This window comes from Vibrio sp. 10N.237.312.B06 (assembly GCF_041464685.1).
Classification (GTDB): Bacteria; Pseudomonadota; Gammaproteobacteria; order Enterobacterales; family Vibrionaceae; genus Vibrio; species Vibrio tasmaniensis_A.
Window position 1 is genome coordinate 17,158 of the sequence record NZ_JBFSPI010000057.1, and the last position, 16,641, is coordinate 33,798.

Annotated in this window: 11 protein-coding genes; 7 read left to right on the top strand and 4 right to left on the bottom strand. The window is 43.1% G+C overall.

What is annotated here, in order from left to right; genetic code table 11:
* Nucleotides 1-353: 353 nt before the first annotated feature.
* From AB6C75_RS15465 to AB6C75_RS15475, 3 genes are all read left to right on the top strand, one after another.
* Nucleotides 354-1,073, top strand: a complete 720-nt coding sequence (locus tag AB6C75_RS15465; RefSeq protein WP_371728208.1) for a FadR/GntR family transcriptional regulator — start codon at nt 354-356, stop codon at nt 1,071-1,073.
* A gap of 292 nt (nt 1,074-1,365) precedes the next feature.
* Entirely contained in the window at nt 1,366-3,228 is a 1,863-nt protein-coding gene (locus AB6C75_RS15470) for a DUF294 nucleotidyltransferase-like domain-containing protein (RefSeq protein WP_372108108.1), read from the top strand.
* Nucleotides 3,228-3,944: a 3'-5' exonuclease gene (locus tag AB6C75_RS15475; RefSeq protein WP_372108109.1), complete on the top strand. Its 717-nt coding sequence runs from the start codon at nt 3,228-3,230 to the stop codon at nt 3,942-3,944. The genes AB6C75_RS15470 and AB6C75_RS15475 overlap by 1 nt, the downstream gene beginning before the upstream one ends.
* Nucleotides 3,945-4,082: 138 nt before the next feature.
* On the opposite strand, the gene AB6C75_RS15480 is transcribed toward AB6C75_RS15475, so the two are convergent.
* From AB6C75_RS15480 to AB6C75_RS15490, 3 genes are all read right to left on the bottom strand, one after another.
* Nucleotides 4,083-4,817 (bottom strand): oligogalacturonate-specific porin KdgM family protein, encoded by a 735-nt coding sequence (locus AB6C75_RS15480; protein WP_371728205.1) that lies wholly within the window; start codon nt 4,815-4,817, stop codon nt 4,083-4,085.
* 868 nt (nt 4,818-5,685) lie between these two features.
* Entirely contained in the window at nt 5,686-7,185 is a 1,500-nt protein-coding gene (locus tag AB6C75_RS15485; protein ID WP_372108113.1) for a methyl-accepting chemotaxis protein, read from the bottom strand.
* Between the two features lie 404 nt (nt 7,186-7,589).
* Nucleotides 7,590-8,201, bottom strand: a complete 612-nt coding sequence (locus AB6C75_RS15490; RefSeq protein ID WP_065104082.1) for a toxin-antitoxin system YwqK family antitoxin — start codon at nt 8,199-8,201, stop codon at nt 7,590-7,592.
* A gap of 510 nt (nt 8,202-8,711) precedes the next feature.
* Between AB6C75_RS15490 and AB6C75_RS15495 the strand changes: the two genes are divergently transcribed.
* Nucleotides 8,712-10,484, top strand: coding sequence for a sodium:solute symporter family transporter (locus tag AB6C75_RS15495; protein ID WP_065104081.1), 1,773 nt, complete (start codon nt 8,712-8,714; stop codon nt 10,482-10,484).
* Nucleotides 10,485-10,755: 271 nt separating this feature from the next.
* Here the strand turns inward: AB6C75_RS15495 and AB6C75_RS15500 are convergent, their stop codons facing one another.
* Complete coding sequence (locus tag AB6C75_RS15500) at nt 10,756-11,280, bottom strand: peptide-methionine (S)-S-oxide reductase (RefSeq protein WP_372108110.1); 525 nt, start codon at nt 11,278-11,280, stop codon at nt 10,756-10,758.
* A gap of 239 nt (nt 11,281-11,519) precedes the next feature.
* Here AB6C75_RS15500 and AB6C75_RS15505 point away from each other — a divergent pair, with 239 nt between their 5' ends.
* The 3 genes from AB6C75_RS15505 to tnaA all read left to right on the top strand — a co-directional run bounded on the left by AB6C75_RS15505 (nt 11,520) and on the right by tnaA (nt 16,536).
* On the top strand, nt 11,520-12,632 hold the full coding sequence (locus AB6C75_RS15505) for a YcjF family protein (RefSeq protein ID WP_029405866.1): 1,113 nt from the start codon (nt 11,520-11,522) through the stop codon (nt 12,630-12,632).
* Nucleotides 12,619-14,319, top strand: a complete 1,701-nt coding sequence (locus AB6C75_RS15510) for a GTPase family protein (RefSeq protein WP_372108111.1) — start codon at nt 12,619-12,621, stop codon at nt 14,317-14,319. The genes AB6C75_RS15505 and AB6C75_RS15510 overlap by 14 nt, the downstream gene beginning before the upstream one ends.
* Nucleotides 14,320-15,063: 744 nt before the next feature.
* Nucleotides 15,064-16,536 carry a tryptophanase gene (gene tnaA / locus AB6C75_RS15515; RefSeq protein ID WP_372108112.1) on the top strand — a complete coding sequence of 491 codons (1,473 nt, stop codon included), beginning with the start codon at nt 15,064-15,066 and terminating at the stop codon, nt 16,534-16,536.
* Nucleotides 16,537-16,641 lie beyond the last annotated feature (105 nt).

A 16,641-nucleotide genomic window follows, 5' to 3' on the forward strand; every position in this document is an offset into this window, starting at 1 on the left:
AAATCGCTACACATCAGAGTCGCCTATCTTACAGCTTACCCTTATATAAATCATACAATAACACTTGCCATGTTCAAGAGGGTTCATCTCAAAACTGATCATTAACGGCATAATTAGGGAGAGTAAGAGTGGTTTTGTGAGTTCACGCATACGAAAATATGTAAATAAGAACTATTTGTATGAATAAATAGTTAGGTTTGGTTTTATGTGAATAATACGTATAAAGTAGGTTAAATGTTGCTCTAGGCTATATCATTAGTGACCTCTCGTTATTCTTACGCTAAGTTGGTGCAGATATAAATCAGTGCTATAATCCGGTTTAAATAATACATATCTTATAAGTAAGTAGACACATGGCTGGCTCTTTCAATTCAATTTCAGGCTCTAAGCGAAGCCTTCATGTGCAAGTTGCACGTGAAATCGCTCGTGGTATTTTGTCGGGCAATTTGCCTCAAGGTTCTATTATCCCTGGTGAAATGGCTCTATGTGAGCAATTTGGTATCAGTCGAACTGCATTAAGAGAAGCAGTTAAGCTTCTGACTTCAAAAGGCCTATTAGAATCTCGTCCTAAAATCGGTACTCGTGTTGTCGACCGTGCATACTGGAACTTCTTAGATCCACAGCTTATCGAATGGATGGACGGACTTGCGGATACAGACCAATTCTGTCACCAGTTTTTGGGTTTGCGTCGTGCCATTGAGCCTGAAGCTTGCGCATTGGCCGCTAAATTTGCAACTGCCGATCAACGAATTGAATTATCAGAAATTTTCCAAAAAATGGTGGAAATATCGAGCGAAGAGGTTCTTGATAAAGAGCGTTGGCTAGATATTGATATGAAGTTCCATAGCTTGATTTTTAACGCAACGGGTAACGACTTCTACCTACCGTTCGGTAATATTTTGACGACCATGTTTGTTAACTTTATTTCTCACTCTTCGGAAGAGGGAAGTACATGCATTAACGAGCATCGTGCTATTTATGAAGCGATTATGGCTGGCAATAGTGACAAAGCACGTCAAGCATCAGCAAGTCATCTATTAGAAACAAATCATAGATTACCAATTGCTAGTTAACTGTTTTAGCTAATTGTTTTAGAAGGTATTTTAGTACTGAGTACTGAGTTCTAAGTTCACTCTTTAGGGTTTCTATCTCAAAAAGCTAAGACAATCAAAGTTAACATCGCAACGGTTACTAAACCGGACGATAAGAAAGCACGTTTGATACGTGCTTTTTTTGTATTCAAATTTGATGAAAACCTGACTGGTGTCCAATATTTAATCTATTATTTGCTGTTTCGTTAAAAGCACTAGTAACCAGTATTTTAAGTTATATAATAATACTAATTAAATTATTGTGAGTGTGATTATGCCCCAGTCTCTACTGCCAAATATTCTTCAATTCATAGGTCAAATCGACCCATTCGATAAGATCCCTAAAGAAGCACTTCGCGAACTTGCCTCTAATGTTCAGATCACTTATCTCGGCAAAGGGGATGTGGTTGATCTGTGTGAGTCGGGTAAAGAAAAGTCGCTCTACATCATCCGAACCGGCTCTATGGAACAAAGAAAGTCAGACGGTGTACTTCGTGCGCGTTTAGGCAGCGAGGATTTGTTCGGCTTTACTTTCTTAGATTCTGAAGTTAAAGATGAGAAAGGCTACAGAGCGATCGCAATCGAAAACACCTTACTTTATGTGATTCCACACTCGGCACTTCAAGCGCTGTTTAAGGCATTTCCAAGCTGCGCAGAACAGTTTGCGTCGCAGGCTCAGGTTCGTTTGAAGTCGGCTCTTGATGTGGTGTGGTCGAATAAAGAGAAAGGCTTGTTCATTCGTAAGGTTGAAGAAGTGGCAAGCGGGCAGGTGGCCATCGTTAAGTCTGAGCAAACTATTCAATCGGTCGCGGTGGAAATGCTGCATCAACGCTCACCCTGTGCGGTGATTTATGAAGGTGAAACGATTGTTGGTTTGATCACTGACCGTGATATGACCAAGCGAGTCATCGCTCATGGTGTAAGCACTGATAACCTGATCTCTGAGGTGATGACGCACTCTCCACTGACGGTTAAACCGGATGATTTAGTGCTGCATGCGGCGTCTATCATGATGCAATTCAATATCCGTAACTTGCCCGTTGTGAAAGAGAATAAAGTTGTTGGCCTGCTTACTACTTCTCACTTGGTTCAAAACCACCGTGTTCAAGCGATATTCTTGATCGAGAAAATCAAATACGCAGGCAGCGTGAAAACCATGTCTTCGTTCACCTCAGAGCGACAAGCCATTTTTGAAGCGCTGGTGGAAGGTAAGGTAGCGCCTGAAACGGTGGGTAAGGTAATGACCATGATTATGGATGCCTACACGCGGCGATTGATTCAGATAGCGATTGATAAGTTAGGCCCGCCACCTTGCGACTTTTCTTGGATCGTAGCCGGTTCGCACGCGCGTAATGAAGTGCACATGCTGTCGGACCAAGACAGTGCTATTGTACTGGCTGACGATGCAACCGACAGTGACCGAATTTACTTTAAACATCTAGCAATGATGGTGACTAACGGATTAGCGAGCTGTGATTACCCATTGTGTCCGGGTAAATTCATGGCGGCGACACCAAAATGGTGCCAGCCACTCGGTGTTTGGAAGCACTACTACAAGAAGTGGGTGGCTAACCCTGAGTACGAACGCTTACTCAACATCAGTGTGTTCCTAGAAATTCGAACCATCTATGGCAACAGTGAGTTCGAAGGCATTCTTCGTGATGAGTTGCATTCTAACATTCGCAGTAACCGTGAGTTTTTAAGCACACTAGTGAAAGATGCGGTAAACACCAACCCGCCATTGGGTATTTTCAATAGTTTGGTATTAGAGAAGTCAGGTGAGAACAAGAAAACACTCAATGTGAAGAAGTACGCCATTAACTTGATTATTGATCTTGCGCGTATTTACGGATTAGCGGTGGAATGTGATTTGTCAGCAACCGATGAACGTTTCGCAGCTGCCAATGAAAAAGGCATGCTGAGCGACGACGCATTCAAGAACATTCTGGGCGCTTACCAGTACATTCTCTCTTTCCGATTCGGTCATCAACTTGAAGCGCTGAAGAACGGGGATGTGCCTGACAACAATATCAACCCAGATAGCTTTGGTAGCTTTGAGCGTAAACACTTGAAAGATGCCTTTAGGATCATTGCTGACCTTCAAGAAGCCGCGAAAATCCGTTTCGGAGCACGCTGATGAAATCGTTTTTAAATTACTTTCATCCGCTTGAGCGAATTAAACGTAAGCGTAAGCAGTATTTGAATACGGTTAAGCTGCCAGAGGCGTTACATGCTCTTGTGGATCAACCTTGCCCAGAGATGACGGACTTGGCCAAAGATAGCGAATATATCGTTTTAGATCTTGAAACTACAGGCTTAGACAGTGAGCAAGACCTTATTCTATCTATGGGTTGGGTCGATGTGGTCAAGGGGCGAATAGACTTAGCGTCCGCCAAGCATATTTATCTGGATAACGATTCGCAGATCAATGCTGAAACTGCAGTTATCAACCACATCACACCACAAATGCTGGAAGAGGGCGCTTCAATTCATGATGCTATGCTGACGTTTTTCGAAGCCGCAAAAGGTAAGATCATCGTCGCGCACGCTTGTGTGGTCGAAGAGAAGTTCATTAGCCAGTATCTATTAAGATGCTATGGCTTAAGGCAGTTGCCTTTACTTTGGCTAGATACACTATGTATTGAGAAGAGCATGGAGAAAGCGATCAGTAACCATGAAGAGGTGGATTTAACTCTAGCGGGTACGCGAGACAGGTATGGGCTTCCTGAGTACAACAGCCACAATGCATTAGCCGATGCCGTTTCGACGGCGGAATTGTTTTTGGCTCAGCAGAAGCGAGTCGTGCCTAATGATGAAGTGACACTTTCCTTTTTATATCGGATCAGCCGTTAGGGTTGTACCTTCCTGTAAGCGAATCATTGTTGAATAACCTGATTTGAAAACATAAAAAGCCAGCGATTAAGCTGGCTTTTGTTTAGGTCTTAGAAAATTAGGACAGTAATTATCTTAGATTATTTATATAGCTATCGATTAGAAGCTGTAAGTTAGACCAACACGGCTACGCAGTTCACGAGTCGCTTTAGTCGATGAAGTACTCACATCACCAAACTCTACATATGGTGCCCATTGACCCATAATGTGGCGAATACTTGCATTTAACTCGTAGTTGGTATCGTCGTTGTCGTAGATGTCATATCCATCCGCTTTGTAGTAGTTACCTTCTAGACCAAAGCGCCAGTTTTCCATTGAGTAATTGACGTTTGCCGTTAGACGATGACGGCGTTGGTTTTCATCGTTCTGATAAGTTAAGTGGCCGTCATCTAAGATAGGTTTACCGTCCGAGTCAGTTGCAATTGATTTTGTGTTTTGTCTCATATCGTAACGGTAACGAGCACTTAGGCTTAGGCCATCAACGCTATCCACTTTGTATGTTGCACGAACTTGAGGTTTGTATGTAACGCCAGATTCACGACCTTCAATTGGCATACCGTAAGTCATTGTCCAGTTATCGTTTAGTACATGACGGTAATTTAGACCAAGCTCCCAACCGTTATTCTTCAAATCTTCCATGAATTTACCGTCTTCTCCCTTGAATTTCGCTTCGATATCTACAAGGAAGTTGCCAATGCTATCGCCCAGTTTTACACGAGTAGCGTGTTGATCTGTATGACTCTTGTATTCGTGTCTCATATCGAAAGACGCCGCAGATACAGAGCCAGCAGCGAGTACAGATGCCACAGCAATCACGATTTTAGTTTTATTCATGGTATTAATTCCATATTTATAGGTTGAGTATTGGCCATAATTACAAGCCAAATAGAGTAGTTCTTGTCCTAAATGCAATTTTTTGTTGAAACGATTTCTTGGCCATTTCAAATTTGTTTTGCATTTAAATAATACAAATATGCTAACGATTTGAAGGCGCATGATCTGTGAATTGGATCGTGTTGTTAGGACAAAACCACTATTTACAAAGGGTTACAAAGTCAGTTTGTATAGGTAAGCTTATGATTTTTAGTGTTTTGTTTGTCTGTTGATCATGGTTTTTAAGAGTTTTGTTCATCAATAAATGTGCGCTACAGCAAAAAATTGAATCTTTAGATGTCATTTTTATTTGTAATACATTATTATTTACTAACTTTCTGTAGCAACACATAACTTTGCTGTGTTGATTGCATGAACTGACGCTGCGAAGCGGATAAGTAAGAACGATTTAAAGGCTAAATGGTTAGAAAGGAAAAATGGCTAAAAGCCAAAATGCTTTAGACCGCTAGCATTTGTTTTAGGTGTTATAGAGCTCGACCAGAGATGATTTGAAATGTAGTAGGCAAGGCAGTGACATAGCCTGCTATATAGATATGGACTTGATAGGAATGAACAGGGTTCGAATGGTTACCCGTTGTTCTTATTAGCGACAAAGAAGAAATCGTTGAAGTGCTTGCGAAAGCATTTTGATTATTGCTCCCAACTATTCTAATTATAACTTCTGCTTTCGTTTAGAAAGGTAGGAGACGGTAGTCGAAGATCTACCCTTGCGCTCATGTTGATACAGGCAACATGAGCGTTTTTTTATCTGAAATTTGAGTAGAGAGTCGTTTGAAGCGCAATAAGCGTGTAAGCCGCGGCTTAAGAGCTAGGCTTTTAGGTTGATGACAGCGCGTTCAAGTGAGTCTGTTTGTTCTACTACTGAAGTTGCAGAAGCGGCGTTTTTTGAAGCGCTCGTTACATTCGTCAGTGTCAGCTGTTTAATGGCATCTACGTTTTCGATGATCTCTGACGTAACTTCACTTTGCTCCTTCATAGCATTGGAGACTTCTAAACTGTTATTTAGAATGGTTTCCATGTCTGCGATAACCGATGTGATTCTTGAATGTGCCTTCTCACAAGAGTCCACACTGCTGTTACCTTTTTCACAACAATTTTGAATCGTGTTAACCACCATTTGGGTTTGATCTTGAACCCCTTGAATAATGGTTGAGATCTCTTCGGTTGAAAGCTGTGTTCTGCCAGCCAAGGTTCTCACTTCATCGGCGACGACCGCAAAACCACGACCTTGCTCTCCAGCGCGCGCTGCTTCAATAGCGGCGTTCAAAGCGAGTAGGTTGGTTTGTTCAGCAATGTCTTTAATCACTTCTAGTACGGTATTGATCTTTTCTGAGTGCACAGAAAGGCGATTCACTTCTTCACTCGCACTCACTAAGTCAGTTGAAAGCGTATTGATGGTGTCTCTGGTGAATGCCACGTCGTTCAGGCCATCATTCGCCGTGGAGAAACTGGTTTGTGCATTGGATGAGGCATTTTCACTGTTGGTGGCCACATTTTGAATATTGCTGCCCATCTGGTTTATCGCGGTCGCAATATTTTCGGTTTGTTGCTGTTGTTTGTTTAAAGCACTCTCAACTTCCATTCCATCGTTCTGAAGCTGGTTAGATATGTTGCCTAACTCTTGAATAGAGCCCTGAACTTGGCCGACCAACTGACGAGTATCAGCAAGTACGGTATTAAACGCCCTTGCGATATCGGCTATTTCGTCCGCTCCGCTGTCGTCGGCTCTTACGGTAAAGTCACGTTGCTGCGATACCAACAACATGGTTGAGTTTAACGAAGCTATTTTCTTCGCGACACGAGATGAAATGCCAAAAGATAGTGCCATCAGTAATGCTGCGACGGTAACAATGGAACCAATAATAAAGGTCGTAATGGTTTGTTGAATTGATTCGACCTGCTGTTCTAATCGGCCTTCAACGTTGATGAATATAGAGATGATATCTTCAAACAGTATTTTCATTTCTGATTTCAGTTCAGCGACCTTGGCGGGGTTGCGGTCGATGGCATCTACCATTAAAGAGAAGTCTTTGTCGTATTGTTTCACTTCAAGTGTCAGTTTTTCTAGCTCTGGGACTGCAATGTCAGACTCTTTGAGCAGGACGGAAAAGCTCCCCATCAATTGTTGAAAGTGAGAGTACTCTTTGGCGAATACTGGCTTGAGTGCTTTCTCATGGCTTATTAGAAACTCTAGTTCCGTTCGATTGAGCTGAAGCATAGAGACTTCGAGCGACTTTACTTTGATCAGCGTTTTTTCAAGTTTGATCAATTTCAGGTTGGCCAGTTCAGTGAATGACACAACAACCAACAAAGACACAATGGATAAACAAGTTAGGCTAAAAAGGGAGGTTTAAATTTTCATAGGCGGGCACCAAAGCAGAACAATATGACTCAACAACGTATTTGGAATCGTGTTTCTCTTATTTGCGTGTAGATAGCTTACGAGGTCGGTAATTGAGATCTGACTCGCAACGGAAACGTTTGCTTACAGTATTTTATGGAAAGGTTATGCGCAAGTTAAATATTTATTATTTTCAATGGCTATTGATGATTATTTTGTTATTAGTGATTGTCTTGGGCATAAAGGGAGAGGAAAAGGAAGAAGGGGGAGATTAGGTCAATAGATCTTGTTAATGGCGAGTACGGTGCCTACTTGAGATTAAAGAAGATGAGTACTTGTGCTTTGTAACACGAGCACTCACCCGTTTGTATTTAGCTTTCCGTCGGCATCCACACCTGTTTAGACGTAATTTTGTGGTCTTTAAAGGTCAGTTCTTCAACCTTGTCACCGTTAGTATTCCAGCGAGTTAGTTTTCCGTTCGCGACTTCACCTTCATCGAACTTCGCTTGGCTTGCCTTATTACCGTTAGGGTAGTAGTCCGTTACCAAACCATCTTTTTGTCCGTCGCTGTATTCAGCGGTCAGGCTTTGTTCACCATTGGGATACCAGCGAGAGGCGGTGCCTGATAGTTCATTGTCTTTATAATTGAGTTCTGCTTTTTTCTGTCCGTTTGGATACCAGGTTTCTGCCTTGCCTTGTAGTTCACCTTTAACGTAATTCACTTTAGAGGCAACTTGGCCATTCGGATACCAGTTAGTTTCTAACCCTAGTTCTTGGCCGTCAGCAAACTGAGCTTGGGTCGCGACTTGGCCGTTATCAAACTTCTCTTCAAATTGACCAGTGAAGGGTTTTGAATGGTTTACTTGGTAAGCCACGCCTTTACGCATCTGTAAGTAGTCAACAGCATCTTCACGTGGTGTTGCTGCATAGCTCATAGAAGATACCGCACTAAGAGCAATTAAGATTGGAACGTATTTCTTCATAATGACACCTTTTTAATGGACGAGAGAAACTGTAACGGGTGTGTTAAAAGCATTTCACTTCCGTGTATCCCTGTCAGTATCTAATAGTGGTTTTCAAGTTTTCATTATTAGCTACCTAATATAGGGAACTTTTAAAAGCAAATATCCAATCATATTTGTACTACAAATATGATGGTTTGATTCATTTTTATAAATTATATCTAACGATTTTTTTGTTGTTCGCATTTGAGCTTTGACCGTGACGAATAATAATTTTTAACGATTATTCTTTGATTTTTAGAGACTTTTTTCATGTTTTTCGGGGTTTTGGTCGAAATTTAGTGCGGATGACTGCACTAACTTGAGGAATTGCGCTCCTAGGTGGTGCAACTTTGAACTCGATCACTTGTATGATTAATTGAGTGTCAGACTGTAAGATCACTGTCACGCATTTGGGTTATTGTAGTACAAATATGCTTGCCATCTATCTATAGTGACCTCAACAAAAAAACATAAATAAAAGGTCTAAAGATGGAACTCAATACCCTGATAGTTGGCATCTACTTCCTATTCTTAATTGCGATAGGGTGGATGTTCCGAACGTTTACAAGTACGACAAGTGATTACTTCCGTGGGGGAGGTAACATGCTGTGGTGGATGGTAGGTGCAACTGCATTTATGACCCAGTTCAGTGCGTGGACATTTACGGGTGCCGCAGGTAAAGCCTTTACCGATGGTTTTGCCGTAGCGATTATCTTCATCGCTAACGCATTCGGTTACCTAATGAACTACCTCTATTTTGCTCCGAAGTTCCGCCAACTGCGTGTTGTGACGGTAATTGAAGCGATTCGTATGCGTTTTGGTAAGGTGAACGAGCAAGTGTTTACTTGGTCGGGTATGCCTAACAGCGTTATTTCTGCGGGTATCTGGTTGAACGGTCTTGCGATCATCGCATCAGGGATCTTTGGTTTCGACATGACAACCACGATCATCCTAACAGGCCTTGTCGTACTGATAATGTCGGTAACGGGCGGATCTTGGGCGGTAATCGCATCTGACTTTATGCAGATGGTTATCATCATGGCAGTAACGGTGACGTGTGCTGTGGTTGCGGTTTACCACGGTGGCGGTGTTACTCAGATCATTAGCGACTTCCCGACAGACTCGTTCATTACGGGTGACAACCTGAACTACCTAAGCATCTTCAGCATCTGGGCTGTGTTCATTTTCTTAAAGCAGTTCAGCATTACCAATAACATGTTGAACTCTTACCGCTACCTTGCTGCGAAAGATTCAAACAATGCACGTAAAGCGGCACTCCTTGCTTGTGTACTGATGACGCTTGGTCCAATCATTTGGTTCATGCCTTCTTGGTTCATGGCGGGTCAAGGTGTTGATTTAGCAGCAGCTTACCCAGAAGCGGGCAGTAAAGCCGCTGACTTCGCTTACCTTTACTTCGTTCAAGAGTACATGCCAGTTGGTATGGTTGGTCTTCTGATTGCCGCTATGTTTGCAGCAACGATGTCTTCAATGGACTCTGGTCTAAACCGTAACTCAGGTATTTTCGTTAAGAACTTCTACGAGCCGATTCTTCGCCCTAAAGCGACAGAGAAAGAGCTAATGGTTGTTTCTAAGCTAACGTCTACTTTCTTCGGTATCGCAATCATCTTGGTTGCTCTGTTCATCAACTCTCTTAAAGGTCTGAGCCTTTTCGACACCATGATGTACGTGGGCGCATTGATCGGCTTCCCTATGACGATTCCAGCATTCTGTGGCTTCTTCATCCGTAAAACACCGGATTGGGCAGGCTGGGGTACGCTAGTTGTGGGTGGTGTGGTTTCTTACTTCGTTGGTTTCGTTATCACTGCTGACATGATCCAAAACTGGTTCGGTCTAAACGAGCTAACGGGCCGTGAGTGGGCTGACCTGAAAGTGGCTATCGGCCTTATCGGTCACATCGTATTTACAGCTGGCTTCTTTGTTCTTTCAACACTGTTCTACAAACCATTACCGGAACACCGTGAGAAAGATGTCGACAAGTTCTTCAACAACCTAGCGACACCATTAGTTGCTGAGAGTAATGAACAGAAGAAACTGGATAACAAGCAACGTCGTATGTTGGGTTCACTTATCGCGGTAGCGGGTGTGGGCGTAATGACTATGTTCGTACTGCCAAACCCAATGTGGGGACGCATGGTATTCGTTCTGTGTGGTTTGATTGTGTTCTCTGTTGGTCTGTTACTTGTTAAAGCGGTCGATGACAAAGTCGAGCAACAAGACGAAGTGACTCCAGCCGAAGGTTAATTCCTTTTAAATCAAAAACTATAACTTTTTACAGCGGCTACCGATTGCGGTAGCCGTTCGTTTGAATTGCCAAAGTTTAATGTGATATGTACGGAGAGCTTTTGAAAATCACTCGATAAGCTTTCTGGCTTTAGCTCATACTGAAATAATTTAAAAAAGCCTCAATAGGTAAATGCTTATTGGGGCTTTTTAGTGTTCTGTTTCTAGGCTCAAGGCTCAAGGCTCAAGGCTCAAGGCTCAAGGCTCAAGGCTCAAGGCGTAACGTTTAAGTCTAGGATTTGTACTTATGCAGCAGATCCCAAGGGATATTGCACAAGTGGTGATCTTCAGGGAACTGGCTTAGGTGATGCTGGTGGATATCATCACTCGCGACATAGTGAGTTAACGGCAATATCTCGAGTGCGATACGGTCGGCATCATCTCTTGAAGAAATATAGTGCTTAGCTTCGGTTAAGTGTTCTGCGTTAGTGCTGTAAACGCCTGTGCGGTACTTCTCTCCCACATCGACACCTTGTTGATTCACGCTGTAAGGGTCGATAATCTCAAACAAGTGTTCCATCAGAATCGTTACTGACGTGATACTTGGATCAAACTCTATTTGTACGCACTCTGCGTAGCCATCGTAATCGCTTTGTGTGCCATTGCATTGCGTGCTATCGCATTGTGTCGTCCCGTTTTCTGTTAGCTGGGCGCTTCCATTGGCACGGCCTGCTTCTGTGCAGATAACACCAGGAACGTACTTAATAAATTCCTGTACGCCCCATAAGCAACCGCCAGCTAAATAAATTTGTTCCATACTTACCTTTTACTTCTCTGTGTTTGTTGATGTTTGTTCGATGCGTGAATCAATACGATGATACCCGCACGTATAAAAAAGCGTCTATAAAAATGAGCGCGCAAATAAAAACAAGCGTTTAGGCATTGTAAACCTGTGCGACTGAACAAACATAAGTTTAATATGATTTGTGATTATATAAGTCAGTATTGCTTTGTCATCAACTCGAATCTCAACATCAAGTGAGCGTTACTCTAAACATGTTTGACCAAATAAAAGACTTCATTAATCCGAGCAAGAACCCAGATCTTACTCAGGCCCATGAATACCAGCGTCAGCATCTGCCGACATTGTGGCTATTGGGAAAAACGGGGGCGGGCAAGTCATCGTTTATTCAAGCGGTCACGGGGGACTCCTCTGTTGAAGTCGGCAATGGTTTTGCGCCTTGTACCATGACGGCGATGTCTTACGAATTCCCACAAGACAAACCGGTGATGCGCTTTCTCGATACCAGAGGACTAAGCGAAGCGAATTATGATGCGAAAGAGGATCTGGAAGAGATTGGTCAGGCAGGTAATGCGTTAGTCGTTGTAATGAAAGCCGACGAACCTGAACAATCCTCAGTGCTTGCGGCTCTAAAGCAGATTAAGAAACAGAAGAAAATTAAACACTTGCTGCTTGTTCATACTGCAGTGTTGTCTTCCAGTGAAATAGATCGAGCAAGGCAGGTTCAGTTCAACACCAACCAAGTAGAGAAGGCTTGGGGTAAAGAGTTTGAATCCGTCGCGGTGGATTTCGAAACGGATGACTCGAGCAATAACAGTGGTTCAATTTACAACTATGACATCTTGTTAGAAAAGCTGACCAGTATTCTTCCGGTGATCGGAATGATGGTGCAAGACAAAGAGCACTCCACACAGGAAGAAGCCAACTTTGATCAAGTAGAAAACGAAGTGCTTTGGTATGCGGGAAGTGCGGCAGCGAGCGACCTGATTCCGGGTGTTGGTTTGGTGTCGGTACCTGCGATTCAAGCGAAAATGCTACATAGTTTAGCGAATCAATATGGGGTCGAGTGGAACAAGAGAGTCTTCAGTGAGCTGATAGGCACTCTGGGAAGCAGCTTTGCTTTGCAATACGGAATGAAACTGGGCACTCGACAGTTGATAAAGCTGATTCCAGTTTATGGTCAAACGGTAGGGGCGGTGGCTGCAGCGGCAATGAGTTTCGGCACCTCTTATGGTTTAGGTCGCGCGGCTTGTTTTTACTTCTATCATAAGAACAAAGGCGAAGAAGTGTCTGAACAAGAGATGCAGAAGATCTACAAAGAATCCCTGAAAAAAGGAAAGGCGGCGTCGGGCTATGAAGAAAATTAGAAACCTATTTCGATTACTGGCGGTGCTATCGAGCGGCCGCTGGGGCATTGCCCTGATTTCGGCGATCTTCCCAAGCATTATCATGATGGGTTTTGGTGTCTTCTTGGCGATCAAATACGGTTACCTACTCGAAATGTCGATTGCCATTGCCGTGAGTACCTTGGTATTCACCATTCCCTTGTTCATTTCTAGTCGTTCTTCACGCGATTCTTCAAGCCGCTCTTCACGCCGATCTTCAAGTACGGAGCCCTTCTCAAATAAAGAGAGCGACGACATTAGCGAGGGAAGTTCTGATTCTGAATCACAACATAACAAAGCTGATATCAACGATGCATTGGTTAAGGCTTCGACTGATTGGTCTCAAAAAGAACTGTCGATCTGGAATGATTCAAAACACCATGTACGCCAACAATTAATGGTCGACATAGAGTGGGGCAACCTAGACCAAACCGGTTTAGAAGTACTTGAGTTTGTGGCGAAAAAGTTTGATAAGAAATCGCTCGATTTCTCGATTCCTGAAGGGCTAAAGCTGTTCGAAGAGGTAAGCCGACGCTACAAACTGGTAGTGCGAGAGCATATACCGGGCATTGAGTATCTCAAGGTTTCTTACATTAAGGCGGGCTACGAAGCCTATGATAAATATGGCGAGCTAGGGCAAAAGATCGTTAAGGCCGCTATTTGGGGGAATCACCTCAAAAACCTCTATTTGAACCCGCTAAAAGTTGTTTCTGATTTAGGGAGAGAGCAAGCGACATCTTCAATGACAAGAGGTGTGGTTGATGACATGCAATACGCCGCTAAACAAGCTTTATTAGATGAAGTTGCGGCGGTGGCGATTGATCTCTATAGCGGACGTTTCAGCATTGAAGATGAAGCACTTAAAGCGTCCGATGTTTCTGAACTCGACGAACAACGCTTTGCTCCTGAGTTAGAGCCTGTGCGAATCGTGCTGGTTGGGCAAACAAGTTCGGGTAAATCTTCACTTATCAACGCTCTTAAGCAAGAGCTGGTTGCCGAGGTCGATGTTCTACCATCAACCGATACATCAACCGTCTACAACGCGTTTGTCGACGATAATGATGTTCGCGTGGTTGATCTTCAAGGGCTTGATGGCAATCCTAAAACCGAAGCCTTAATGCTGAAAGAGATGACCCAAGCCGATGTGGTGTTATGGGTGCTTAAAGCCAACCAGTCTGCACGTGATTTGGATAAGCAGTTGAAAGATAGATTTGATGCTTTCTATGATGATCCTAAGAACATCTCACGCAAGAAGCCGATTGTGGTGTCAGTTGTGAATCAAGTAGATAGGTTAAAGCCTGTAGATGAGTGGCAACCGCCGTATGACTTAGAGAACCCAACATCAACCAAAGCAAAGATCATTGCTCAAGCGCTCGAATATAATCAAACATTGTTGCAGCCGGACATCGCTTTGCCGCTGGCGATTGCGCCAGAAAAGGTACAGTTTGGTTTAGATACTTTAAGGCAGACGTTGATTGAGCGTATCGCTGACGCAAATAACGTTCAGAGAAACCGCCAACGTTTAGAAGCCATGAAAAGAGGCACGTCGGTTAAAGGCCAACTGAATAAAGCAGTAAAAGTCGGTAAGAAGGTGGCACCAAGTGCGTTGAAAGCCGCGACTCCGAAGTTAGCTGAAATGGCGATTAAACAAGTGGTTAAGAAGAAGTAAGTCATTCACTGCGAATACGGTTCTGGTGAGGTTTGAGCCTCATCAGAGCTTGGCGTTTTTAGCTTAGTAGATTTCTAGAAGATAGCTTTTTAGAAAACAGCCATCTTCGCCTCTTATTAGAGAGATATTGAGTTCAAAAGAGATTCGATATTATTAAGTAACTCGTTGAACTAGTTTAATAGTATATAAACGGCTGTGATTCACAGTTTATATAACATGCTATCGTATTTAATTACCATTCCAAATTTTGATCACATTTATACTTTTCTAAGCTGTATTTATAAAACAATTGCACTATATTTAATTTTCGGTTCATCTTGATTTCAACGTAGGGATATATTGTGAACATGTATCTGAAATGGCAATCAACAACATGGCTAACCTTGTTAGCTTGGTATACCTTAGATCACCAGCTCTCGTTCCGCCTTTCTTCAGAGTAGTACCCTCTAGGCGTCACGCGCCAGCAAAGCAGCATGCTTTGTTTACCTATCAGCAGCTTTGATAACCTTTGAACGCATGAATATCGCACTTATTATTTCGTGCGGAATATTCGTTGTTTTGTCGTTCTCGCTAATTATCTCAGCCTCTGTTTAGGTTTGATTAATAAGTCATTTTTTAATTTTTTATTTTCACTGTTAATTTTATGTGTGTATTTATACGGAACTAATAATTTAATGGTGAGGATTCGTGACATCTAAAGAAAATAGATTTCGACCTGATCGGAATGTATTGAAAGGTATTATTATGGAAAACTTCAAACATCTACCAGAACCGTTTCGTATTCGTGTTGTAGAGCCAGTAAAAAGAACAACTCGTGCCTATCGTGAACAAGCCATTGTCGATGCGGGGATGAACCCATTCTTACTTGATAGTGATGATGTGTTTATCGACTTACTGACAGACAGCGGAACAGGATCTATTACTCAGCGCATGCAAGCCGCGATGTTAATGGGGGATGAAGCTTACAGTGGTAGTCGCAGTTACTATGCATTGTCGAATGCGGTGAAAGATATCTTCGGTTACGAGTTGACGATTCCAACGCACCAAGGGCGCGGCGCAGAGCAGATCTACATTCCTGTTCTTATCAAGAAGCGCGAAATGGAAAAGGGACTCGATCGCAGCAAAATGGTTGCTCTGTCTAACTACTTCTTCGATACAACACAAGGTCACACTCAAGTGAATTGCTGTGTGGCGAAAAACGTTTATACCAAAGAAGCATTTGATACTTCAGTGAATGCGGATTTTAAAGGCAACTTCGATGTGGTGAAACTGGAAGAAGCGATCTTAGAAGCGGGCGCGGCTAACGTTCCTTACATTGTGAGTACCATTACTTGTAACTCTGCTGGTGGACAACCTGTCTCTATTGCCAACCTTAAAGCCGTGTATGAAATCGCTCAGAAGTACGATATCCCAGTAATTATGGATTCTGCACGCTACGCTGAAAATGCTTACTTCATTCAGCAGCGTGAAGTCGGTTATCAAGATTGGACAATCGAACAGATCACACACGAATCTTACAAATACGCGGATGGTTTAGCCATGTCTGCTAAGAAAGACGCGATGGTACAGATGGGCGGCTTACTCTGCTTTAAAGATGAGTCATTCATGGATGTTTACACAGAATGTCGAACCTTGTGTGTCGTTCAAGAGGGTTTCCCAACTTATGGTGGCTTAGAGGGCGGTGCAATGGAGCGTTTGGCGGTTGGCCTTTATGACGGCATGCGTCAAGATTGGTTGGAATACCGCATTGGTCAGGTTCAATACCTTGTTGATGGCTTAGAAGCGATGGGTATCGTGTGTCAGCAAGCAGGCGGTCATGCTGCGTTTGTGGATGCGGGTAAACTGCTTCCTCATATTCCAGCAGGCCAATTCCCCGCGCATGCTTTGGCGTGTGAACTGTACAAAGTGGCAGGTATTAGAGCGGTTGAAATTGGTTCTTTACTGCAAGGCCGTGATCCTGCAACGGGCGAGCAACATCCATGCCCTGCAGAATTATTGCGCTTAACCATTCCACGCGCGACGTACACACAAACCCACATGGATTTCATTATCGAAGCATTCGAGAAAGTAAAAGAGAATGCTGGGAAAGTGAAAGGGCTCGACTTTACCTATGAACCGCCTGTGTTAAGACACTTTACGGCGCGCTTGAAAGAGGTAGAAATAAGCGAGAAACAAGCAGGAAAAAAGAATGAACAAACGCTCGAAGAAGCATTTTAAAATAAAAACATAAGCGAATAGTCACTAATCAAAAGGCTCCTCTCAAGGAGTAATGCCGATCAGTTAAAGCCAAAGTGATCGGTTGAAGGATCCTTCCGAGCTGTC

Coding starts and splice junctions, on each gene's coding strand:
- AB6C75_RS15475 (WP_372108109.1), top strand. CDS start 3,228: ATGAAATCGTTTTTAAATTACTTTCATCCGCTTGAGCGAATTAAACGT.
- AB6C75_RS15490 (WP_065104082.1), bottom strand. CDS start 8,201: ATGAAGAAATACGTTCCAATCTTAATTGCTCTTAGTGCGGTATCTTCT.
- AB6C75_RS15470 (WP_372108108.1), top strand. CDS start 1,366: ATGCCCCAGTCTCTACTGCCAAATATTCTTCAATTCATAGGTCAAATC.
- AB6C75_RS15505 (WP_029405866.1), top strand. CDS start 11,520: ATGTTTGACCAAATAAAAGACTTCATTAATCCGAGCAAGAACCCAGAT.
- tnaA (WP_372108112.1), top strand. CDS start 15,064: ATGGAAAACTTCAAACATCTACCAGAACCGTTTCGTATTCGTGTTGTA.
- AB6C75_RS15500 (WP_372108110.1), bottom strand. CDS start 11,280: ATGGAACAAATTTATTTAGCTGGCGGTTGCTTATGGGGCGTACAGGAA.
- AB6C75_RS15480 (WP_371728205.1), bottom strand. CDS start 4,817: ATGAATAAAACTAAAATCGTGATTGCTGTGGCATCTGTACTCGCTGCT.
- AB6C75_RS15495 (WP_065104081.1), top strand. CDS start 8,712: ATGGAACTCAATACCCTGATAGTTGGCATCTACTTCCTATTCTTAATT.
- AB6C75_RS15510 (WP_372108111.1), top strand. CDS start 12,619: ATGAAGAAAATTAGAAACCTATTTCGATTACTGGCGGTGCTATCGAGC.
- AB6C75_RS15465 (WP_371728208.1), top strand. CDS start 354: ATGGCTGGCTCTTTCAATTCAATTTCAGGCTCTAAGCGAAGCCTTCAT.